This window comes from Pedobacter sp. NO84 (assembly GCF_059703915.1).
This window is the reverse complement of record NZ_AP046575.1, coordinates 1,238,218-1,261,724: the sequence shown is the minus strand read 5'-3', so window position 1 is coordinate 1,261,724 and position 23,507 is coordinate 1,238,218. Positions and strand designations below refer to the sequence as shown.

19 protein-coding genes are annotated in these 23,507 nt (G+C 37.9%); 11 read left to right on the top strand and 8 right to left on the bottom strand.

Annotated elements, in window-relative coordinates; translation table 11 throughout:
* Positions 1 to 17: 17 nt before the first annotated feature.
* From AC6H0V_RS05550 to ribD, 5 genes are all read right to left on the bottom strand, one after another.
* Positions 18 to 497, bottom strand: a complete 480-nt coding sequence (locus AC6H0V_RS05550; protein ID WP_497562722.1) for a GtrA family protein — start codon at positions 495 to 497, stop codon at positions 18 to 20.
* Positions 498 to 502: 5 nt separating this feature from the next.
* Complete coding sequence (locus AC6H0V_RS05545; protein WP_497562721.1) at positions 503 to 1,366, bottom strand: nucleoside phosphorylase; 864 nt, start codon at positions 1,364 to 1,366, stop codon at positions 503 to 505.
* Positions 1,367 to 1,435: 69 nt separating this feature from the next.
* Positions 1,436 to 2,050 (bottom strand): IMPACT family protein, encoded by a 615-nt coding sequence (locus AC6H0V_RS05540; protein ID WP_497562720.1) that lies wholly within the window; start codon positions 2,048 to 2,050, stop codon positions 1,436 to 1,438.
* Complete coding sequence (locus tag AC6H0V_RS05535) at positions 2,037 to 2,906, bottom strand: EamA family transporter (protein ID WP_497562719.1); 870 nt, start codon at positions 2,904 to 2,906, stop codon at positions 2,037 to 2,039. Before AC6H0V_RS05535 ends, AC6H0V_RS05540 begins: the two co-directional genes overlap by 14 nt.
* Positions 2,903 to 3,958 carry a bifunctional diaminohydroxyphosphoribosylaminopyrimidine deaminase/5-amino-6-(5-phosphoribosylamino)uracil reductase RibD gene (gene ribD / locus AC6H0V_RS05530; protein WP_497562718.1) on the bottom strand — a complete coding sequence of 352 codons (1,056 nt, stop codon included), beginning with the start codon at positions 3,956 to 3,958 and terminating at the stop codon, positions 2,903 to 2,905. Before ribD ends, AC6H0V_RS05535 begins: the two co-directional genes overlap by 4 nt.
* 81 nt (positions 3,959 to 4,039) lie before the next feature.
* Between ribD and prmC the strand changes: the two genes are divergently transcribed.
* On the top strand, positions 4,040 to 4,942 hold the full coding sequence (gene prmC / locus AC6H0V_RS05525; RefSeq protein ID WP_497562717.1) for a peptide chain release factor N(5)-glutamine methyltransferase: 903 nt from the start codon (positions 4,040 to 4,042) through the stop codon (positions 4,940 to 4,942).
* Between the two features lie 338 nt (positions 4,943 to 5,280).
* Here prmC and xerD read toward each other — a convergent pair whose 3' ends face one another.
* The gene (gene xerD, locus AC6H0V_RS05520; RefSeq protein WP_497562716.1) at positions 5,281 to 6,180 is read right to left on the bottom strand and encodes a site-specific tyrosine recombinase XerD; all 900 of its coding nucleotides are present in this window, start codon (positions 6,178 to 6,180) and stop codon (positions 5,281 to 5,283) included.
* Between the two features lie 83 nt (positions 6,181 to 6,263).
* Between xerD and AC6H0V_RS05515 the strand changes: the two genes are divergently transcribed.
* On the top strand, positions 6,264 to 6,680 hold the full coding sequence (locus AC6H0V_RS05515) for a type II 3-dehydroquinate dehydratase (protein ID WP_497562715.1): 417 nt from the start codon (positions 6,264 to 6,266) through the stop codon (positions 6,678 to 6,680).
* A gap of 676 nt (positions 6,681 to 7,356) precedes the next feature.
* On the opposite strand, the gene AC6H0V_RS05510 is transcribed toward AC6H0V_RS05515, so the two are convergent.
* Both AC6H0V_RS05510 and AC6H0V_RS05505 read right to left on the bottom strand, forming a co-directional pair.
* A complete protein-coding gene (locus AC6H0V_RS05510; RefSeq protein ID WP_497562714.1) occupies positions 7,357 to 8,385 on the bottom strand; it encodes a glycosyltransferase family 2 protein in 1,029 nt (342 codons plus the stop codon).
* Complete coding sequence (locus AC6H0V_RS05505; protein WP_497562713.1) at positions 8,378 to 9,247, bottom strand: lysophospholipid acyltransferase family protein; 870 nt, start codon at positions 9,245 to 9,247, stop codon at positions 8,378 to 8,380. The genes AC6H0V_RS05510 and AC6H0V_RS05505 overlap by 8 nt, the downstream gene beginning before the upstream one ends.
* Positions 9,248 to 9,284: 37 nt before the next feature.
* Here AC6H0V_RS05505 and AC6H0V_RS05500 point away from each other — a divergent pair, with 37 nt between their 5' ends.
* The 9 genes from AC6H0V_RS05500 to AC6H0V_RS05460 all read left to right on the top strand — a co-directional run bounded on the left by AC6H0V_RS05500 (position 9,285) and on the right by AC6H0V_RS05460 (position 23,507).
* Positions 9,285 to 9,893 carry a WbqC family protein gene (locus AC6H0V_RS05500; RefSeq protein WP_497562712.1) on the top strand — a complete coding sequence of 203 codons (609 nt, stop codon included), beginning with the start codon at positions 9,285 to 9,287 and terminating at the stop codon, positions 9,891 to 9,893.
* The gene (corA, locus tag AC6H0V_RS05495) at positions 9,893 to 11,005 is read left to right on the top strand and encodes a magnesium/cobalt transporter CorA (RefSeq protein WP_497562711.1); all 1,113 of its coding nucleotides are present in this window, start codon (positions 9,893 to 9,895) and stop codon (positions 11,003 to 11,005) included. The genes AC6H0V_RS05500 and corA overlap by 1 nt, the downstream gene beginning before the upstream one ends.
* A 508-nt stretch (positions 11,006 to 11,513) precedes the next feature.
* The gene (mgtE, locus tag AC6H0V_RS05490; RefSeq protein ID WP_497562710.1) at positions 11,514 to 12,863 is read left to right on the top strand and encodes a magnesium transporter; all 1,350 of its coding nucleotides are present in this window, start codon (positions 11,514 to 11,516) and stop codon (positions 12,861 to 12,863) included.
* Positions 12,864 to 12,883: 20 nt separating this feature from the next.
* Complete coding sequence (gene bioB / locus AC6H0V_RS05485) at positions 12,884 to 13,888, top strand: biotin synthase BioB (RefSeq protein ID WP_497562709.1); 1,005 nt, start codon at positions 12,884 to 12,886, stop codon at positions 13,886 to 13,888.
* Positions 13,889 to 13,955: 67 nt separating this feature from the next.
* The gene (locus AC6H0V_RS05480; protein WP_497562708.1) at positions 13,956 to 14,975 is read left to right on the top strand and encodes a LacI family DNA-binding transcriptional regulator; all 1,020 of its coding nucleotides are present in this window, start codon (positions 13,956 to 13,958) and stop codon (positions 14,973 to 14,975) included.
* Between the two features lie 427 nt (positions 14,976 to 15,402).
* Positions 15,403 to 18,354: a SusC/RagA family TonB-linked outer membrane protein gene (locus tag AC6H0V_RS05475; protein WP_497562707.1), complete on the top strand. Its 2,952-nt coding sequence runs from the start codon at positions 15,403 to 15,405 to the stop codon at positions 18,352 to 18,354.
* Positions 18,355 to 18,372: 18 nt separating this feature from the next.
* Positions 18,373 to 19,959: a RagB/SusD family nutrient uptake outer membrane protein gene (locus tag AC6H0V_RS05470; RefSeq protein ID WP_497562706.1), complete on the top strand. Its 1,587-nt coding sequence runs from the start codon at positions 18,373 to 18,375 to the stop codon at positions 19,957 to 19,959.
* A 20-nt stretch (positions 19,960 to 19,979) separates the two neighbouring features.
* Positions 19,980 to 20,996 carry a SusE domain-containing protein gene (locus AC6H0V_RS05465; protein ID WP_497562705.1) on the top strand — a complete coding sequence of 339 codons (1,017 nt, stop codon included), beginning with the start codon at positions 19,980 to 19,982 and terminating at the stop codon, positions 20,994 to 20,996.
* 66 nt (positions 20,997 to 21,062) lie between these two features.
* Positions 21,063 to 23,507, top strand: a complete 2,445-nt coding sequence (locus tag AC6H0V_RS05460) for a glycoside hydrolase family 31 protein (RefSeq protein WP_497562704.1) — start codon at positions 21,063 to 21,065, stop codon at positions 23,505 to 23,507.

The following is a 23,507-nucleotide window of genomic DNA, read 5'->3' as shown; positions in this document are numbered from 1 at the left end:
ACGCTTAACGCAACCGTTCACTTCACCGTCTTAAAGGAGAAATACGTCTGATAAAAATAACTAATCAGTGATAAGAAGATAATGATAAATGCCTGTGATAGGGTAGGCCAAAACTTAAGATAGCCAATTAGCAAGTGCAATAAAGAATAATCTAAAAATACATTGGTTATGGCTAGTGAGGCATACCTAACGAACTGGGTTTTGCCCTGAAGATTAGATTCCTGAAATACAACGAATTTGTTTAAACAAAACCCTACCGGAAAACTAATAGAAAGGGCAACCATATAAGCAGAAATATATTGCGTAATGGTAAATCCAAAAATACCGATGGTGTAACGGTCAAATAAGAAGTGGTAGCTAAGATGAAAAACAAGTAGGTTCAACAGTGCATTACTTCCTCCACAAACCGCATATCTAAAAGTTTGTAATCCAATGTACTTTCTAAATGGCGGGTAAAAGAAGTCGATGAACGTTAACAATGCATTTTTAACTCTCATTTCGATTACGTTAATCTTTCCAATACCGTTTGGATTGCTTTTTCTACAATTTCATTAGGGTTACTGCTAAACTCGAAATTTACTCTACTCGCCAAAATAGCATTGATCGACAGTGCTTTATGTCCTAAGGTCTTGGCCAATGCATAAATTCCTGCAGTTTCCATTTCGAGATTAGTAATTCTATATTTTCCCTGCTTAAAACTATTTAACTGACCGATAAAATTAGGAACTGCATTTTTAGCACGTACCTGCCTTCCTTGTGGAGCATAAAATCCAGGAGCCGTAATGGTGATTCCCTGTTCCATACCAGCGCCGATAGTTTGGAGCAATTTATCGTCTGCAGCAGTTAAATAAGGATTAATTCCTTTAATATGAGAGAAATGCGATTTAATACTGTCAAGCAAACTATGTTCATCGCCAGAGATCTGGTGGATATAATAGTTCATCAGGGCATCAAACCCCAAACCAAATGAAGAGGCCAGAATTGTGCCCATAGGGATGTCGGGTTGTACTGCCCCAGAAGTACCGATACGGATAATATTCAATGATTTTAATTCATCTTTAATGACCCTTGTTTTAAAATCGATATTAACCAAAGCGTCCAGCTCATTTAAAACGATATCGATATTATCGGTGCCAATACCCGTAGAGAGAACGGTAATACGTTTTTTACCAATATAACCGGTATGTGTAATAAATTCTCTTTTACCTTTCTTTAATTCTATGGAATCGAAATATTTACTTACTTCGCTTACCCTGTCTAAATCGCCTACCGTAATCACTGTATCTGCAATATCTTCGGGCAATAAATTTAAGTGGTATATGCTTCCGTCTGGATTAATGATCAAATCAGCTTCTGATAGTTTCATAATATTAAAGTTAAGTGGGGTAGTCCATGGACCATGGTCTATGGACTATCGTCTATTGTCTGTAATATATCAAATTGTAAACAAATAGTTAATGGTTATTCCTTCAATTTTTTCAAGTTTCCCTATAACTTGGTTTAGATTTGCCTTTCTAATTTCAAGTTTCAATGAGCAATGGTTATTAAAATCTTGCTCCATTACCGTTAACTGTTCGGTTTTTACAATGCTCATTACGGCGTTCATCGCTTCATAATCAAACTTTAGTTCATACACATCGTTAACGGTTTTGCTGATGATCTCATTTGCACGGATTGCTTCAACCGTAGCCATTTTATAGGCATTAATTAATCCGGGCACACCGAGAAGTGTTCCACCAAAGTAGCGGACAACAACAACTAACACATTTGTAATTTCTAATGATAAAAGTGTATTTAGAATAGGTCTCCCTGCAGTGCCCGAAGGTTCTCCATCATCATTTAACTTAAATATGGTTCGATCTGGACTAAGCCGCAAAGCCCAACAAAAATGTCTGGCTTTTGGATGTTGTGCTTTTAGGTCTGCTATAAGATTTTTAATCTCGGCTTCCGTTTTTATGGGGTAAGAGTAACCTATAAATTTACTGCCTCTATCCCTAAAAACACCTTCTGAAACTGTTTTTATGGTTTGATAGGTATCATCGAACAGCATGTAATTTAGACAAGGTGATTAAGGTTATAGCTACTAGAGCTAATAACAAACCAAAATAGTTGAGCTTGGTTAGTCGTTCTTTAAAAGCAAAAATTCCGATTATGCTTCCCAAAATAATTACTCCGATGTTCATTGTAGCGAACACAATAAAGGGTTGATCAGCCATTTCTCGGTGGGCCTTTAGGTAGAACAAAATGTTACAAAAATTAAAAAAGCCGAGCACCCCACCACAAAAGAAATTTACAAGTTGCAGCTTGGTTTTTTTTATAACAGCGAGATATAAAATATAGGCTAGGGATAGTAGAAAAGCCAAACAAAATATTAGAAATAGTGAGGTAGTGTACGATACCGTTGTTATTTGGCTTACAAATTTAAATAGCACATCGATTACACCAAAACCTATAAATACCATGAGTAAATAAAGCCAACTATTTTTAGAGGATAGATTTTCACTTTTTCGATAAAGCGTACATACAATGGCTACAAATCCAAAAATTAATCCCACATATTTTAACCGATCAAAATGCTCATTAAACAGAAAATAAGCGGCGCAGAGCGAAATAAATAGCGATAGACGTTGGGCAACATCTGTTCTCGCAAGTCCTGATTGTTGAACCGCTTTACTTTGCATTAAAAAAATAAAAGGGAGCAAAATACCGAGTGCTATAAAAACAAATAAGAAATTACCAGCGGCGATTGAAGAAAAATCAGGTTTAAGAAAGAAAATGCTCAATATAATAGCGAATAGGTAATTCCATGTAACTGCTTGCATTACATTAATCTGATAGCGCTTTGCTAATTTTAACAAAACACCAACAATTACACTGCTAATAATACTTAATACTAAATAGATCATGATTTTGAGAGTGGCGTAAACACCGTTAGTTTATCCTCGCCTAATTGTAATTGGCTCGCTATAGTTCCAGTTAATTCTGGGGCTTTAATGCCTTCATTCCATGATGCTTTAGCCGTAAAGACCCTCGCTTCATCCCATAGTTTGGCAGTAATAAATTGATTTAGAATTTGTGTGCCCCCTTCAATTATTACAGACTGGATATCCATCAAATATAACTGAAAAGATAATTTTTGTGCAAGATAGTAATTCATATCTTCCATTTGCACAAAATGAACAGTACCATTTACCTCTGTTTTTATTTCATTAAAGATAATGGTTTTAGCTTCATCATTAAAAATATGATATGTATTTGGGACGTCCAGGTTACGATCTATCACTATCCGGGTGGGATTTTTTCCACTCGTGGTGCGGTTAGTTAACCGAGGGTTATCAATTAAAGCTGTTCGTTTACCAACCAATATGGCATCTTCTTCACCTCGCCAGTGTTGCGAGAATTGTTTCGCTTCTTCACCCGTAATCCATTTCTGTGAGGGATTTAGTGGAGCAAAAAAGCCGTCAGTAGTTTGTGCCCATTTTAAGATTATAAATGGACGTTGAGAGTTGACTCTCGTAAAGAATCTTCTGTTTAAGAAGCTACATTCTTTTTCCAAAATACCTGTTGTTACACTTATTCCCGCGGCTTTTAGCTTTTCAATGCCTTTCCCGTTCACGTCAGCAAAAGGATCGGTATTGCCGATAACTACTTCTTTAATTCGATGTTTAATGAGCAGATCTGCACAGGGCGGAGTTTTCCCGAAATGGGCACATGGTTCTAAATTTACGTAAACAACCGCATCTTTTAGCAAGGATGGAGCAAGGTCTCCGAATTTGGCAACTACATCATGGATGGCATTTACTTCGGCATGGGCCTCTCCAAATTTTTGATGATAGCCTTCCCCAATAATTAAACCTTCATTTACAATTACACAACCTACCATTGGATTTGGACTTACATTTCCCATTCCCAATGCGGCCAGCTCTAAACAACGCTGCATGTAAAGTTCATTCGTCATTAAGCAAAAGTAATTTAATTATCACTACACAGGTTTAAATATTTGTATTATGATAAAATAAGTTTCTCTATTTTTACACCAATGACATTAAGAGATGTAGCATCAAAATTTAAAAGGGATTTAAGCTCAATTTATGGCGATGAAGAAAGTTTTTCGTTGTTTTTGATTGCAGTTGAATATCACTTGAATTTAAATAGAAATGCGTATCAATTAAAGAAAGAAGATAAGGTTTCGGAGGATGGGGTTATCAAGTTAGAACACTTGCTCAATAGACTTCTGACCGGTGAACCAATTCAATATATTTTAGGCGAAACCCAATTTTATGGCCTAAATTTAAAGGTAAATCCAAGCGTTCTTATTCCCCGTCCGGAAACTGAAGAGCTTGTAGATTGGGTGCTAGAGAAGGTTAAGAGGTGGGTCCCGATAGCTATCGGGATGGGAATCCATGAACGCTTATCGCTCAGCGCCCAACGCTCCACCATTCTCGACATTGGCACCGGCAGTGGATGCATCGCTATTTCGCTCAAGAAAAATCTTCCTCAAGCATCCGTTTCTGCATTGGATATTTCATCAGCAAGCATTGCGACAGCGAAAGAAAATGCAATCCTCAATGATGTTGAAGTTGAATTTATAGAACAGGATATTTTCGATATCCAAATCGCTAATCGCTATGCGCCATACACGGTTATCGTTAGCAATCCACCTTACATAAAAGAAGAAGAAAAAGCACAGATTCACCAAAATGTGTTGGCTAACGAACCGCATCATGCTTTATTTGTAAGCGATGATAATCCTTTGCTTTTTTATAAAGCAATTGCAGATTTTGCCTTAAAAAATCTTGAACCAAATGGATTGCTATTTTTCGAAATTAATGAATATTTAGGTAAGGAAACCGTAGATATGCTTAAGGATAAGCAATTTAGAAACATAGAGTTAAGAAAAGATATGCAGGAGAAGGATAGGATGATTTGCTGTAAAAAGTAATCCATACATTTAATAGATGAAAAAAAATTTAGCGAACATATATAAAGAATCTGTCCTAGAAAATTTAAGCTGGGCGATGTCTATTATATTAACTTTAGTTATAGGATATTTTTTTGTTTTTAATTATCCCAAACTTAAATTTTTTGGTGATTATAAGTTTTATTATTTAATTCCATTGCTAATTGCAGGAATAATACGCATATGGAAGCCAAAGTTTGGCTATGTGGTTCATCTCTTAATATGTTTATTCATTCTTGGGTATCTAATCTTTTCGTAGAACGCATCAAATTAGCTTCCGCCATCCATCTCACATCTCCCATCTCATATCTCAAATCTCTCTAAGCTCTAGGATGAAAAGTGGTGATTACCTCTTTCAAATAATCCCGCTCTAGATGGGTATATATTTCTGTAGTGGTAATACTGGCATGACCAAGCATTTCTTGCACAGCGCGCAAATCGGCACCGCCTTCTATTAAATGGGTGGCAAAAGAGTGCCGCAGGGTGTGTGGGCTGATGTTTTTATGGATGCCAGCCCTTTCTGCGAGCGACTTTATAAGTGTAAAGACAGAAATTCGCGACAATCGGCTACCCGACCTATTCAAGAAAATATAATCTTCGTGACCTTTCTTAATGGTCAAATGAACTCTAATCTGACTTACATAGATTTCTAATAATTTAAGGGCCACACTCCCAATTGGCACTAATCGCTCTTTATTTCCTTTTCCAACCACTTTTATAAATTCTGTTTCGGCATAAATATTCGAAATCCTAAGTTCAACCAGTTCAGTAACACGTAGGCCACAACCATACAGCATTTCAATAATTGCCTTGTTTCTCATCCCTTCAGGCTTTGAAGCATCAATTGCAGCTATAAGTTGATCAATCTCGTGAATATTAAGCGTGTCGGGCAATTTTCTGCTCAATTTTGGCGCCTCAAGTAGTGAAGTTGGATCTTCTACAATGATATTTTCCTGCATCAGGTAGGTGAAAAAGGATTTAATTCCAGAAATTACCCTGGCCTGGGTATTGGCTTGCATTCCTATTTCATTTAACCAACTCACAAAGGCGCGTAAATCAGCCAAAACAACTTTATTTAAAATTAAATCTTTATCTACGGCTAGATAATACTGGATCAATTTATCTACATCTGTAAGATAAGCCTGAATAGAATGCTCAGACAATGAACGTTCTAATTTTAAATAATCCTTAAAACCTTTAAGATAAGATAGGGTATTCATTCTTTTATTCAGTTTTTTTTATAACATTGTATCGTTATCTACTAGGGCTACTATAAGGTAATATTAAAGCACTCAAACCGCGAATGAAAATACAAATAATTAATGGTCCAAATTTAAACCTTTTAGGCTTGCGTGAACCAAGTATTTATGGGGCTGAGGGCTTTGATTCTTATATTTCTAAATTAAAAGAATTATTTAGCATCCTAGAAATAGATTATTACCAAAGTAATGTTGAAGGCGAGCTGATCAATAAGCTACATGAAGTAGGCTTTTCCTATGATGGAATCGTATTAAATGGGGGCGGATTTACCCATACTTCAGTGGCTTTAGCCGATGCCATTGCAGCTATTAAAACGCCTGTTGTTGAAGTTCATATTTCTAATATCTATGCCAGAGAAGAATATCGCCATATTTCTTTAACCGGAAAAAACTGTAAAGGGGTACTAACCGGATTTGGTTTAGATGGATACCGATTGGCAATCGAAAGTTTTTTGATTTAGATTCCGAGAACAGCTAAGTTAACCCAATTTTTCACCACCTAAGGTACCTCAGACGCCTAAGCGCCATTGCCACAGATGCACAGATTTTCTCCTTCAGTTAACATTTCCACAATGCGAGAGCAGCTAAGTTTCAGGAACTTCAGCCTTTGCGTTCTTGGCGCCCTTTGCGTAAAAATTTTTCACCATCTTAGACATCTTAGAACAGCTAAGTTTGATCAATTTTTCACCACCTAAGGTACCTCAGACGCCTAAGAGCGATTGCCACAGATGCACAGATTTTCTCTTAAGTTAATATTTCCGACATGCGAGAGCAGCTAAGTTTCAGCAACTTCAGCCTTTGCGTTCTTGGCGTCCTTTGCGGTTTACCATCGCCACAGATGCACAGATTTTCTCCTTCAGTTAATATTTTCACCATGTGAAAGCAGCTAAGTTTCAGCAACTTCAGCCTTTGCGTTCTCTGCGTAAAAATTTTTCACCATCTTAGACATCTTAGAACAGCTTAGTCCCTCACTCGAGTTGTCACCCTGAGCCTGTCGAAGACCTTCGACAAGCTCAGGGTGACAAACTTTAAAATTAGCTAACTGAATTGCCTTTGCGTTAGAAATTTTTCACCAACCTGTGTCTTTGCGTTCTCTGCGAAACCCTTTGCGCTCTTTGCGTTAATTAACCACATTAATTACCATTTCAAGTCGCTGTATTTTTTTAGCTTTTTAACAAAATAGCTCCAAACTATACTACTGTTATATACACCCGATAAATTTTTTAAAGGAATTTGCTCCCCTGTTCTTTTTGATCCAGTCTTCGTTAACTCTCTAAAAAAATGAAAGTGCGCCTTGGTGATTGCCATCGCAAATTTTCCCTTTCCACTAAGTAGAAATTGGAGCCAGGCCGCAAAATCGAACCATATTCTTGCCAGTATTTTTAAATAAGCCTCATTTTTAGGCAAATTCTTCTGCATAATCATCAGGTTATTCCTGAAATTAAGGTAAGTTTTGTAAGGATTAGTTGCATTTAACGTACCTCCGCCAACATGGAAGACCTCTGAGGAGGTGCAACACACAATCCTATATCCACAATTTTTTAAGCGCCAGCAAAGGTCAATTTCTTCCATGTGCGCAAATAGGTCGGCATCGAAACCCTTAACCTCGTTCCATCTGCTGCGCTTAATGAATAGTGCCGCGCCACTAGCCCAAAAAATATCTTCATCTTTATCGTATTGGCCATTATCCATTTCAAGGTGGTCGAAAATTCTGCCTCTGCAAAACGGAAAGCCATACCGATCCATGTAACCGCCAGCAGCCCCAGCATACTCAAATTTTTCTGGATGCAGCTGCCATTTTATCTTTGGCTGCGCAACGGCAATCATCTCATCGCTCTCCATTAAGTTGATCACCGGGGCTATCCAATTTCTTGGCACTTCTACATCAGAATTTAACAGAACGAAATAATCAGCGTCTACTTTTTCAAGAATATGATTATATCCGCCAGCAAAACCATAATTCTGATCGTTTATAATGACTTGAATTTCTGGATAATGCGTTGCTAAAAAAGGAACAGAATCATCCGTTGAAGCGTTATCTCCAATAATTATCCGAAGATTTGGGTATTCGGATTGGACAACGCTTGGTAAAAACTGCTCGAGTAAGCTTTTACCGTTCCAATTTAAGATTACCACTGCTACGCTGGGTATATGCTTATTAGCCATTTAGTTTCCACCTCCTATGGCTCCATAACCAGAAAGCTGGATCTCTATTTATGGTTTTTGTTAGCATCTCAAAAAATCGATCGGTGATTTGATGATCTTTGGTGCTCTTTGGATCCAAGCACAATGGTAAACAATCCACTACATAATAACCGGGCTTAACACTGGTTACATCAAAGTAAAAAACTGGTCTATTGGTTTGTAGCGCTATTTTTTCTAATCCTAACAGTACCGCAGTAGGCTGATTAAAAAAATTCAAGGTATATTGAGTTTCCTCTCTAACCGGGGTTTGATCACTAGCAAAACAGAACATAGTTGGGATATCCTTTGTGGCTACTACCGTTCTCAGTGTTTGGCGCATTGCAACAAATACATTGCCATAACGTGTTCTTATTTTATGGAACCACTTTTCGAACACTTCATCTGCTAGAGGCTTATAAATTACGTATTCTGTAGCGCTTGCATTTATGCCCAGTCCCAACATACAGAGTTCCCAGTTACCATAATGGCCTGTGCAGGCTAAAACACTTTCGCCCTTGTTAAAATAGGCTTCGATACGGTCGAGATTATTAAATTTTACACGTTTCTTTAACTGCGACCTCGAAATAGTCGACATTTTAATGATTTCGAAAATCAGGTCTGCAAGGTATTTAAAAAAGGTTTTTTCTATAGCAATAATTTGAGCCAAAGACTTTTTTGGAAAGGATTTCAGGAGATTATCCCTTACTACTTTTCTACGGTAGCAAATGATATAGTAGAGTGGGTAATACAGAATTTGAGCGAAAATGTGCAGTATAGGTAATGGCAAGAGCGATAAAAGATATAAAAAAAATATACCTATGTGCGAAAAGCCTTTTTTAATCATTAATTTGGACAACTAGAATGCAAACATAAAATATCAGATGCAAAGTTTAGCTATTTTTCCACTTTTTTATCTTCCTCCCGTAGCGTATTTTTCTAGTTTAAAAAGCCATAATTTAGATTTTTTGTTTGAACATCACGAGCACTTTCCAAAGCAGACCTACCGTAATAGAGCCAGCATCGCCTCACCCGATGGAATATTAGACCTTATCGTTCCCGTTGTGAAAGGAGCTAAAGTACATACCCCAGTTAAAGATGTTAAAATTAGCTACGATTTAAAATGGCAGCGATTACATTGGTTAAGTTTACAAACCTGCTACCGAAGTTCTGCCTATTTTGAATTTTATGAAGATGGCCTCGCACCGTTTTATCAAAAAAAATTTGATTTCCTGTTCGACTTTAACTTAGAACTCTACACTTGGATCCTAAAACAATTAAAGTGGCAACAAGAACTTAAATTTACTTCAGAATATACGAAGGACATTCCTGGAGAATTAGATTTCAGGACAAAATTTAACAAGAAAGAAATTCATTTAATCGAAGCAAAAGAATACTTTCAAGTGTTTAGTGACCGAAATTCATTTATTCCTAACCTTAGTATTTTAGATTTGTTATTTAACCAAGGTCCTCAAACAAAAACCTATCTCTAATGGGAAAAAATCGGCATAAACATAAAAAAAATTATTCACTGCCCTTACCAGGTACAAGTCCTGGAATGGTATATATAGATGAGAATTCCCTAAAACCTGTTATCAACCTCCATGCTTTTAATGCCCAAAGTTACCAAGTAAATACGTTGGATAATCTCCATAATCTTGCTGGGCAAACAAGTGATACCAATTTTACCTACTGGGTTGAGGTGAAAGGTTTTAACTCTGAAGATATGTTCGAAACCTTAAGTGTGGATTGGAACATCAATAAATTAATCTTAGAAGATATTACCAGAACATACCAACGGCCAAAATATGAAGAATATGGTAACTACGATTTCGCCGTTAGCAGAATGCTTTACTTAGATCAGGAAAATAACTTAGAAAATGAACAACTCTCTTTCATATTAACTAAAACTATATTATTTACTTTTCAAGATCAATACGGGGATTGCCTGAATCCCATTAGAGAACGTTTAGCTAGTGGGAAAGGTAACATACGGATAGGCGGCACCAGTTATTTAATGTATGCTTTAATGGATCTAATTGTTGATGAATATTTTGCTGTCTTAGGCAAATGGGGCGATGATTTGGATAAGATCGAAGATCGCCTGTTCGACAAACCCGACAAATCTATTATGTACGATACCCAGTTGATCAAACGTAACCTGATCACTGTAAGGCGCATTGCCTGGCCTGAAAGGGATAAAATGAACGATATTCTAAGAACAGACAGTCCACTAATAGATGAACAGGCTAAAGTTTACATTCGTGATGCCTATGATCATTGCATCCAGATTATAGATATGGTCGAGTCACTTAAAGAAATTTCGGCAAGTAATATCGACATGTACCTATCCATTATCAGTAACAGGATGAATGAAATTATGAAAGTACTGACCATTATTTCGTCGATCTTTATTCCGTTAACCTTTATAGCTGGTATTTACGGCATGAACTTTAGTAGGGAAGACCCTGTTACCGGTAAAATAATGCCAGAAAATATGCCGGAACTGTACCAAGAACACGGTTATGAATACACCATGTTTATAATGGGCTTAATTGCAGTGGTGCAAGTTCTTTACTTCTGGCGAAAAGGGTGGTTTAAGTAGATAGGAGTTTGGAAGATTGGAGTTACGAGTGGAGTTGGGGAGATGTCAGATAATTCCGTAAAAAAATTCCATCAATTATTCGGTAGATTGTGGGTGGGTAGGCATCATGCTATCCCATTCTGGAGGGAGGAACGTCGGGCAATGTGAAGGGAGGATTAGAATACTGTAAATTTTTTTAGGCGGTACAATTTACATCCACCCCCTTTTGATTCGCACGCCAGCGGGGGACACTGGGCGCCTACATTGAAGTACAAAAAAGCTAATCCTGATGCCTTCGAGAGCCCAGCCTGACATTGTTTAGACTCTTATAAATGGACTTAGTTTAACAAAGGAGTTAATGAGCGATATGCCCCAGCGTAACCGAAAAAAGTACCGTTTTAGCCAAAGATTAATACCTCTCTTTTTCGCACGCTATCCTTCGTATCTTTAGGATAAAAATTACCCATTTAGTTAATGAAATGGCGTTTCTTAACTGTTCAAAAATAAATTATTTCTATCTTAGCAACAGATGCAATCATTTGATTTAGACAAAACAGACGTTTCTAAACTAAAGCAGGCAATAAGTGGTGATAATGAGCTGCTTAAAGCTACGCTAGGGGAGTACCATGCCTCAGAAATTGCCATCTTATTTGAGAGCATCACAAAAGAAGATCGTCAGCGGATCATTAATTTGTTGGATGTAGAGACTGCTTCAGAAATCATTTCTGAAATGCACGAGGAAGCGCATCCGGAAGAACTGCTCTTGCAACTGCATCCTGATAAGCGTGCAGAAATTGTTGAAGAACTCGATTTTGATGATGCAACAGATATTATCTCGCAACTCGAAGAGCACGAACAGAAAGAAATTCTTGAGGATCTAAGTGAAGATAACGCATCAAGTATCCGTAATCTATTAAGTTACGACGAAGAGACTGCGGGCGGTTTAATGAATACCGAGGTAATCCGGATCAACCTAAACCTTACCAAAAAGGATGCGATTGACGAAATTATCCGCCAAAGCGAAGAAATCGAAGAATTTTATACCGTTAACGTAGTTGATGACAACAATATTTTTAAAGGCATCGTATCTTTAAAAGATATAATTAAAGCCAAAGGTAATGCCAAGATCACCGATATGGTAAATGCCGATGTGGTGTATGTAAAGGCTGATACGGATCAGGAAGAAGTGGCAAAACTTATTTCGCAGTATAATTTAACCAGTATCCCAGTAGTTGATGATGAAATGCGGCTTCTAGGACGCGTTACCTTTGATGATGTGATCGATGTACTGGAAGATGAGAATACCGAAGATTTTCTAAAGATCTCTGGGGTTTCTGAGGATGAAGAACTTAGTGGTAACTGGATCGAAGCGGTAAAATCTCGACTTCCATGGCTCATTATTAATTTAGGAACCGCATTTTTGGCCTCTGCGGTTATCAGGCATTATGAATATTTGACAAGTTCGCTGCCGGTACTCGCTGCATACATGGTAATTATTGCAGGAATGGGGGGAAATGCCGCAACCCAAGCATTAGCGGTTACGGTAAGACGTATTTCGTTATACGACTTAACCGATAATCAAGCCTATAGAGCGGTATTGAAAGAATTTACCGTAGGATTAATTAATGGAGCAGTTACCGGATTAATCGTATTCGTTTTTGCCTATTTCTTTGATTCAAAGCCCATGTTGGGATTAGTGATATTTTTGGCCATGACAGGAAATTTGGTGATTGCAGGAATTGCAGGCTCAAGTATTCCCCTGGTACTAAAAAGAGTTGGCATTGATCCCGCTATTGCATCATCGATCATTATCACGACATTTACTGATGTCTTTGGATTTTTACTTTTATTAGGACTAGCAAGCAAGTTATTACTCTAAACTAAATTTTTTATCATTTTATGCAAGAATTGAGACACGATTGGACCACTGAAGAGATTACCTCTATTTATAACAAGCCTTTTTTGGATTTGATATACGAGGCGGCGAGCATCCATCGTGAAAATGACGATTATTCGGAGGTACAGATCAGCTCCTTAATCTCGATAAAAACAGGCGGTTGTGCCGAAGACTGTGCCTATTGCCCTCAGGCAGCACGGTATCAGACCGATTTGGATGTACAAGCACTGATGAAAGTTGATCAGGTAATTGATGCGGCAAAATCAGCCAAAGCTGGAGGTGCTTCTCGTTTGTGCATGGGCGCGGCTTGGAGAGAAGTGAGAGACAATAGGGATTTTGATCGCGTTATCGATATGGTTAAGGCCGTAAACGAACTGGATATGGAGGTTTGCTGTACCTTGGGCATGTTAACCGAAAATCAGGCGCAACGCTTGGCAGATGCGGGTTTATATGCCTATAACCATAATTTAGATACCTCAGAAGAGGATTATAAACGGATTATTTCTACAAGAACTTATGATGACCGTTTAAATACCATAAAAAATGTGCGCAAAGCGAAATTAACCGTTTGTAGTGGTGGTATCGTCGGTTTAGGAGAAACTGTGGCCGATAGGGTTTCTATGCTGCAAACCTTGGCGAATATGGAAAAACACCCAGAATCTGTGCCAATTAATGCATTGGTACCCGTTAAAGGAACTCCTTTAGCTAATCAGCCCCGAATTGAAATTTGGGATATGGTGCGAATGATTGCCACCGCAAGAATTATAATGCCCAAATCTGTAGTTCGCCTCTCAGCAGGAAGAAATGAAATGAGTACCCTCGAACAGGCTTTTTGCTTTATGGCAGGTGCAAACTCTATTTTTGCTGGCGATAAATTGTTAACAACACCAAATCCAGCATTTGTGGATGATATGGCTATGTTTGAACTCTTAGGACTAAAAACAAGGGCTGCATTTAAAAACGGTCGGCCAGCTCCTATAACTAAAGACCAAGAAATGTTAGCGTAACAAATCTGATTGGCATTTATCAAATGAGGGTATAAACCAAATATTTTCAATTAGCGCAAAAAAAGGCATGGATAGCATAAACATTAAGAAATTAGCGCAAGCCTTAAATCTCTCTACATCAACTATCTCTAGGGCTTTTAGAGATAATAGTGATATTAAGGCGGCTACTAAAGCATTAATTTTAGCAAAAGCAAAAGAGCTTAACTACCAGCCAAATCATTACGCTAGTAATCTAAGAGAGCAAAAAAGTAAGACCATTGCAGTTATTATTCCTGAATTGGCCAATAATTACTTCTCGCAGGTTATCCATGGTATCGAGCGCATAGCGAGGGAAAATGGATATCACATTCTTATTTATGTTACCGATGATGATTTTACCAGAGAAGTGAGCTTTATTTCCCATTTACACAATGGCAGGGCCGATGGGATTATCATGTCTGTTTCTGGAGAAGCCAACGACCACGGTTATCTAAATAAATTTGGATCAAAACGCTTGCCGCTGGTATTTTTTGATAGAATCTACGAGGACATTTCTACCCCTAGGGTAATAACAAATGATTACGATAGCAGTTTTTTGGCTACAGAACACCTTATAGATCAGGGATGTAAGCGAATTGGATACTTCGTAATCAATAAAGCACTATCCATCGGAAAAACCAGGATGCAAGGATATACAGACGCCCTGGCAAAGCACAATATCGCATTTGATGAGAGTTTGATTGTAGACTGCAGCAACAGTTATGATGAAAACAGGATAATTATAAAAGAAGCGGTTACCAGATTAAAATTTGATGGAATTTTTACTTCCGTTGAACGTTTGGCCTTTGCAACCTATTATGTTTGTTATGAATTGGATATCAAGATTCCTAGTCAACTAAAAATCATTAGTTTTTCTAGTCTGGAAATTGCACCATTACTCAATCCATCTTTAACTACCATCACCCAGCCAGCCACCGCGATAGGTGAGGAGGCAGCCCGTTTATTGTTCAAAATCCTTTCGGGAAAAGTCAGTAAAAACGAACCAAATCAGCTCGTTTTGAACTCTAAAATCATACCTAGAAATTCAACTTCAAGAGGCCAAATATAGGCGTATAATTAGGGTATTTTCAAGTCCTTAAAAATTCAAAAAATTTAGTCACTTAGTGTAAAATACGCCGAATTTCGAGTCATTTTCGGGAACGTTCCCGAAAATTCATCGACTTTTTATGTTGAAAACTCGGGAACGTTCCCGAAAATAGGGGTAAAATATACTTAGTGTAAAAGTAACACTCTATATTTGAATTTTTAATTTTTAACTGCTTGATTAATAATTATTTATAAATTTTATTTTGTTAAATACAACAAACTTTTTTCGAAAAAATAGACACAAATTCTGCAATTTTCTAGTGCTAAAAATCGTTGAAAAAAAATAATTTCAAATTTATTTTGATTTATAATTAACAGGTGTAAATTAGACAAGTGTGTAAAACACCATAATATCTAACCAAATTTATAGACTTAAAAAAGCGTTGAACATGAAAGTATTTTACCTGTTAAAACAGGGGCTTTTATTGCTGTTAATTTTTTCTGCAATAATCGTAAAAGCACAAACCGGAACAGTGTCTGGAAAAGTGCTCGATGAAAAGGGATTACCTTTACCCGGCGCCTCTGTAGCAATTAAAGGAACAACAAAAATTACCTCTACAGATGCAGCTGGTAATTATGCAATCAATGGCCTAAGTGGCAGTGTAACATTAACTTCAAGTTTTATAGGTTACATTACACAAGAACAAACCGTAACGGTATCAGGTAACACCACCCTAAATTTTAAACTTGCAGTTGATCCAAAAGATCTTAACGAAGTTGTAGTTATCGGATATGGTACCGTACAGCGTAAAGAATTAACCGGCTCTATTACTACCGTAAGTTCAAAAGATTTCCAAAAGGGGACGATCATTACCCCCGAACAACTTATTCAAGGTAAAGTTGCAGGTGTGAACATTACCCAAAACAGCGGTCAACCCGGTGGTGGAAGCCAAATAAGAATCAGGGGTGGAGCTTCGCTAAATGCGAGCAACGATCCTTTGATAGTAATTGATGGGGTTCCCTTCAGCGGAAATAGCATCGGCAATGCGCCAAGCCCATTATCATTGCTAAATCCTAACGACATTGAAACCTATACCGTATTAAAAGATGCAAATGCTACTGCAATTTATGGTTCAAGGGCTTCTAATGGAGTAATCTTAATCACCACTAAAAAAGGAACAGCGGGAAAAGCTGCTTTCAGTTTTAGTACAAATAATTCGATAGCCAATGTGGCCAAAAAAGTAGATGTGCTTAGCGCAGATGAGATCCGTGCCTATGTGAATACAAATGGTACAGCCGCTCAAAAAGCTTATTTAGGTACCGCAAGCACCGATTGGCAAGATGTGATTTACCAAAATGCTTTTACAAGTGATAATAATTTGGGTATTTCAGGCACGTACAAAAAAATGCCTTATCGCTTATCTTTGGGTTACTTGGATCAACAAGGTTTATTGCTTACCGATAAGTTGCAAAGAGGAACCGCTGCATTAAATTTAGCTCCTCGATTTTTTGCCGATCACCTAAAGCTAGAATTGAACGTTAAAGCAGCTATAAGCAAGTCTAACTTTGCCAACAGTGGCGCAATTGGCAGCGCTATCCAATTCGATCAAACCCAGCCAATCTACGCAACCAATGTATTTGGTAACTATTTCGAATGGATCCAAGCAGGCGTTCCTAATCCAAATGCACCGAGAAATCCACTTGCTTTAATTGAGCAAAAAGCTGATATCGGTAATGCAAGAAGAAGCTTTGGTAATCTTAAACTCGATTATTCTTTCCATTTCCTACCAGAACTACATGCCAATTTTAACTTAGGCTATGATGTATCAAGAGGATCGGGATCAACTACGGTTCCTGATATAGCTGCACAAAGCAACTCAACAAAAGGATTCTTTCAAGATCGTTTAAACCGAGAATTCAGTAAAACATCAGAGTTTTATCTTAACTACGCACACACCGTGGCTAGCATTAATAGCCGTTTTGATGTAACTGCTGGTTATGGTTATTATGATATTAAGAACACTGATTATTTTTATAATTCATATAATGCTGCAGGTGGGCTTTTAGTAGCAACTACTTTCCCTTTCGCCGTGCAACAAAATAAACTTCTATCGTATTACGGAAGATTGATCTATACATTGGATGAAAAATACATCTTATCTGCAACAATGCGTGCTGATGCTTCATCAAAATTCTCGGAAGATAACCGTTGGGGATATTTCCCATCTCTAGGTTTTACTTGGAGAGTAATTAGCGAAGACTTTATGAAAGACAGCAAAGTTTTGTCTGACCTTAAATTACGTCTAAGTTATGGTGAAACAGGGAATAAAGACGGTATCGGAAATTATGAATACCTATCAAAATACTATGCCAACAGCACTACGGGCCAATATCAAGTAGGAAGTACATTCTACAACTACTATAGTCCAGCAGCATACGATCCAGATTTGAGATGGGAAAGCACAACCACCTATAATGCTGGATTAGATTATGGTTTCTTAAAAGGTAAAATTACAGGTGCACTTGATTTTTACTATAAAAAAACTAAGGATCTGTTAAGTTCAGTTGATATCCCGGTAGGTACAAACTTTAGCAATAAATTAACTACCAATGTTGGAAACATGGAAGTAAGGGGTTTTGAGGCGAGCATAAACTATAACGCAATCAATAACACCAATACCAATTGGGATTTCGGTTTCAACTTCGCCTACAATAAGAGAAAAGTAACCAACCTAACTTTAAATCCAAATCCAGGTGCTTCTTTGGATGCTGGAGATTTAACCGGAGGTACAGGAATACACTTGAAATACAATTCTGTAGGATACACTCCTGGATCATTCTATGTATACAAACAGGTTTACAATACTGCTGGCGCACCTCTTGAGGGAGTTTATGCGGATTTAAACGGAGATGGCGTTATTAACAGCAGCGACCAATATTTCTATCACTCACCTGATCCTAAAGTAACGATTGGCTTTAGTAGTTCGTTTACCTATAAAAAATGGTCTGTTAATACCGTAATCAGATCTAACATTGGAAACTACGTTTACGACAACGTTTCTTCAAACTTTGGCGTAAAATCTAACATCCTAAGTACACAGAGCATTATTAATAATGCTTCTAGAGATATTTATAATACAAACTTTGGGAATAACCAATACTTAAGCGATTACTATATGAGAAATGCCTCTTTTGTTAAAATGGACAATTTGGGCTTAGGATATAATTTCGGAAGGTTTTCGCAAAACAGTAAAGCCAACTTAAGGTTATCGGCCAACGTACAGAATGTATTTGTAATCTCTAAATACAAAGGGTTGGATCCTGAATTAACCTCTGGAATAGATTATAATCTATATCCAAGACCAAGGACATTCACTTTGGGAGTAAACGTTGGATTTTAATTAAGAATTAAATAAATAATGATGAAACATTCATATAAAATCATTTTGACATCCAGCATCTTTCTGATGTCATTAAATGCGTGTAAAAAAGACGCATTAAATTTAAAACCAACCAATGATGTAACAGCAGACAAGGTCTATGCCGATGCTGCAGGATACAAAAGCGGTTTGGTAAAATTGTACGCAAGTTACGCTTTAACCAGCTCTACCGGTTCTGATAACAGTGATCTAGGAGGTATTAACTCCGGGTTTTCGGATTTTTTCAGATTATACTGGACTTCTCAGGAATTAACTACAGATGAAGCAATTTGCGCTTGGAATGATACCGGTATCCCAGAATTGGATAATTCTACCTGGAATGCCGACAATCAATTTCTAAGAGGATTGTACACCAGGAGTTTATACGTGATTACTGTAGCCAATGAATTTATTCGCGAAAGTACACCAGAAAAATTGGCAAGTCGCAACATTACCGGTACAGATGCAGCAACAATTGCTAAATATCGTGCCGAAGCCCGTTTTATAAGAGCATACCATTACTGGGTACTGCTTGATGGTTTTGGTAACCCGCCGTTCATCACAGAAAATGATAATATTGGTAAGGATGCACCAAAACAAACTACTAGAGCCGCCATATTTGCCTATGTAGAGTCTGAGTTAAAAGCAATCGAACCTGATTTGGCAGATCCGCGTACCAATGAATATGGTCGTGCGGATAAAGGTGCAGAGTGGGCCTTGCTTGCCCGCCTATATCTTAATGCACAGATTTATACTGGAACCGCAAAATATACCGAGGCGATTACCTATTCTTCGAAAGTAATTGCTGCTGGCTATGCATTAAAATCTAACTACAAAGATTTGTTCTTGGCTGATAACAACCTTAATAATCTCGAGACCATTTTAACCATTAACTATGATGGCTCCAAAGGCACTAATTATGGAGGTACAACTTTCTTGATCAATGCAGGTATTAACGGGGATATGAATCCTACAAGTTACGGAGTACCAAATGGGGGATGGGGTGGTAACAGAACCCGCCAGAACCTTCCAAATCTTTTCCCAGATCCAAATGGAACACTAGATAAAAGAGGTATTTTCTTCGGAACAAAAAACACTGTAGATGATATTGCGGTATTTAATGATGGGCTAAGAGTAACTAAATTTAAAAATGTTACCTCAACAGGCACGACACCAGCATCGTTAAATGGAACATTCAGTTCATTAGACTTTCCATTGTTCAGGTTGGCAGAACAATATCTAATTTATGGTGAAGCCGTTATGCGTGGTGGCGCTGGAGGTAGCACAGCACAGGCCTTAATTTATGTAAATAATTTGCGCTTACGTGCTTATGGAAATGCAAGCGGTGCGGTAACCACCTTAACAACCGACTTTTTCTTAGACGAAAGAGGCAGGGAATTATATTGGGAAGGTCATCGCCGTACAGATTTAGTACGTTACGCCAAATTTACAGGCTCGTCTTATTTATGGCCATTTAAAGGTGGTGTAAAAGCAGGGACTGGAGTGGCAACATTCCGTAATCTTTATCCAATTCCATCGGCAGATTTAACTGCAAATCCGAATTTGGTACAAAACACAGGTTATTAATTAAGTTTATTTATAAGAACATGAGATCAATTGTTTTAAAATCATTAGCCTTAAGTTTCATTGCTTTATCGCTATGGTCGTGTAAAAAGGATGGCATTGAAGCTACCGCAACAGACGGTACACCTGGCACGTTAAAATCTTCTGCTACTTCGGTAGTACTGGATAAATCAATGCTAACAACCAATGTGGTTACGTTTACCTTAACCAATCCTAACTTTGGATATCAGGCAGCCGTAACCAATACTTTACAAATCTCACCGAAAGGTCAGGCGTTCGCTCCTGCAAAAACCAAGGAAGCTATTTTAGATGCTAATACCACAATTAAAAGCTACAATGGTTTCGATTTCAATAACTTATTACTTTCATTGAACTTACCAACAACGGCTAATTCTGATGTAGAGATAAGAATTAAATCAACCATCTCAGCTAACGTACCTGCAACTTATAGCAACGTGGTAACCATGAGCGCCAAGCCCTTCCCGCTAACCTCATGGGTATATGTTCCTGGCAACTATCAAGGTTGGGATCCAGCGTCTGCTGATAGCTTGGTTTCTTTAACCGGAAACGGGGTATATGTAGGGATCATTAAGTTTGATGGAAGCAATTTTAAGATAACCCCTGCAAAAAAATGGGATATCGCCTATGGAACTACAGGTGGAGGTAACTTAAGCACATCTGGTGGCGACATCAGTTCTGTGTCTGCGGGATTGAAAACCCTTACTGTGGATCTTAATGCCAATGTTTACACTATTGATGTTGCTAAAGTTTGGGCCATAATTGGCGATGCAACACCTGGCAATTGGTCTGCAGATACTGATATGAAATACATCAATGATGGCAATGGCGCATGGAAAATAACCGCCAATTTAGTGGTTGGTGAAATGAAATTCAGACAAGATCATGATTGGGCTGTAAACCTAGGTGGTAGCGGAGGTAATTTAACAGCTGGTGGTGCAAACATTCCGATAACTGCCGCTGGTAACTATACCATCACGTTAAATCCGACAACAAATAAATACACATTAGTTAAAAACTAGTGTATCTCAATCCCCGTGGTTTCCCTAAAGGAACTACGGGGTTTTCTAGAAGATTGATTTTTTAGCATGGTCAGATTCCCTTTTATAGCGTTCTTACTTATCGTATTTCCCTTTTTAGCTGATGCTCAAAATAATCCGGTACTTGCCGCTGGTAACATTACGAGTGTTACTATCGAACAACAGAAAATTACGTTCACTACTCCCTCTGCCTTTGGCGAAATTAATATTTACAGTCCCAACATAGTTCGCGTTAGATTAGACAAAAAGAAATTAAACGCAGACTTTTCTTATGCGGTGATTGCTACGCCTAAGCCCACCAAAACTACGATCACTCAAAATGATAAGGAGATAGAAATCCGCACCGATTCTTTAAAGGTTATTGTGAGCAAAAGCCCTTTCACTGTTGCTTTTTATTCAAATGATGGTCGTGTAATTAATCAAGACGAAAAAGGTTTACAGCACAGTTGGGTGGGAGAAGAGGTTACGTCTTACAAGCACATGCAGCCGGGAGAGCGTTTTATTGGTTTAGGAGAAAAAACGGGAAATCTGGATAGAAGAGGAGAGGGTTACACCAACTGGAACTATGATGCCTATGGATATGCCACCAATCGCGATCCCATTTATTCGTCCATCCCTTTTTATATCGGCATCCACGATGAAATCAATTATGGCATTTTCTTAGATAATACGTTTCAGACTGATTTTAATTTTGGAGCAAGTAATAATCGGTTCTCCTCGTTTGCGGCACAAGGAGGCGAAATGAACTATTACTTGATCTATCACAAGAAACTCGCGGATATCATAACTTCTTACACTGCATTAACAGGAAGAATGAAATTACCTCCATTGTGGAGCTTAGGCTATCAACAGAACCGCTATAGCTATTACCCTGAAACTGAAGTATTGCGGATAGCCCAAACCCTGAGAGAAAAAAAGATCCCGGCAGATGGCATTACGCTTGATATCCACTACATGGATCAGTATAAACTTTTTACTTGGGATAAGTCGCGTTTTCCTGATCCTCAGGAAATGAATAAAAAATTAGGGGCTATGGGTTTCAAAACCACTGTTATTGTAGACCCAGGAATCAAAGTAGAAAAAGGATATGACGCCTACGAAGACGGATTAAAGGAAGATATCTTCGTGAAATACATGGACAGTACCAATTATACCGCTCAGGTTTGGCCGGGCTGGTGCCACTTTCCGGATTTTACGAGTCCAAAGGGAAGAAATTGGTGGAAAGAAAAAGTTAAGTTCTTTTCTTCAACCGGGGTTTCAGGAATATGGAACGATATGAATGAAATTGCTAGTTGGGGCCAGAAAATGCCCTCTAATATTTTGTTTAACTATGATGGCGCGATGGCAAGTCATAAACAGGCCCATAATGTATATGGCATGCAAATGGCAAGATCAAGCTTTGAAGGCATGATCGAGGCCACCAATAAAAGGCCATTTAACCTAACGAGGGCAGGCTATGCCGGGTTACAACGTTATACAGCAATATGGACAGGTGATAACCGTTCTGAAGACGATCACATGCTACTCGGAGTTAGATTATTGAGTAGTTTGGGGTTAAGCGGTGTTTCTTTTACTGGTATGGATATTGGTGGCTTTACAGGTAATCCATCTGCAAATTTATATGCCCGCTGGATTCAGATTGGTGCATTTAATCCATATTTTAGAAACCATACCGCAGTAAATACCAAATCTTCAGAACCTTGGAGTTTTGGAGAGGAAGTAACTGAAATAGCGAGAAACTACATCAGCCTACGCTACAAATTATTGCCGTATCTCTATTCTACATTTAACGAATCGGCACAAAATGGTTTACCCGTAGTGCGAAGTTTAGCGATAGAAAATACATTTGACCCTAAGATCTATGATCCGCAATTCCAGAATGAATATTTTTTCGGTTCCTCTTTTTTGATCGCCCCGTTTGAAAGCACCAAAGATTATGGCAACATTTATTTTCCAAAAGGACAATGGTACAATTTGTACACTGGTATAATTGAACAAGGAAATACCGAAAAAATTGTTCGTTTAAATTTACAAAAATTGCCGGTTTATATTAAGGAAAGCAGCATTGTGCCCATGCAGTCTTTAGTACAAAGCACAGCTGAAAAGCCAACCGATACACTCTCCATCCATATTTACAAAGGATTGATCAATAACAGTTTTCTATATTATGAAGATGATGGAGAAAGTTATAATTATGAAAAAGGTGAATTTTATAAACGTCTAATTACTTATGATGCACTAAAAAAATTGATTACGATTAACAAAGTGGATGGGAACTTTAAATCAAAATTCAATAAGTTAAAATTAATTTTTCACGGATTCTTAGCTAGCGATCAAATTAATGCAGGTGGATCTTTGGAGGATGACTGGGCTTCGTTCTTAATTCCAGTTTCAAAATTTGATCCACAAGGCTCTACAAATGCAATGGAAGGATACAAAGTAAAAAGTGTAGTAATTTCAAATTCTCCAAATAAAATAGAAATACACTATTAA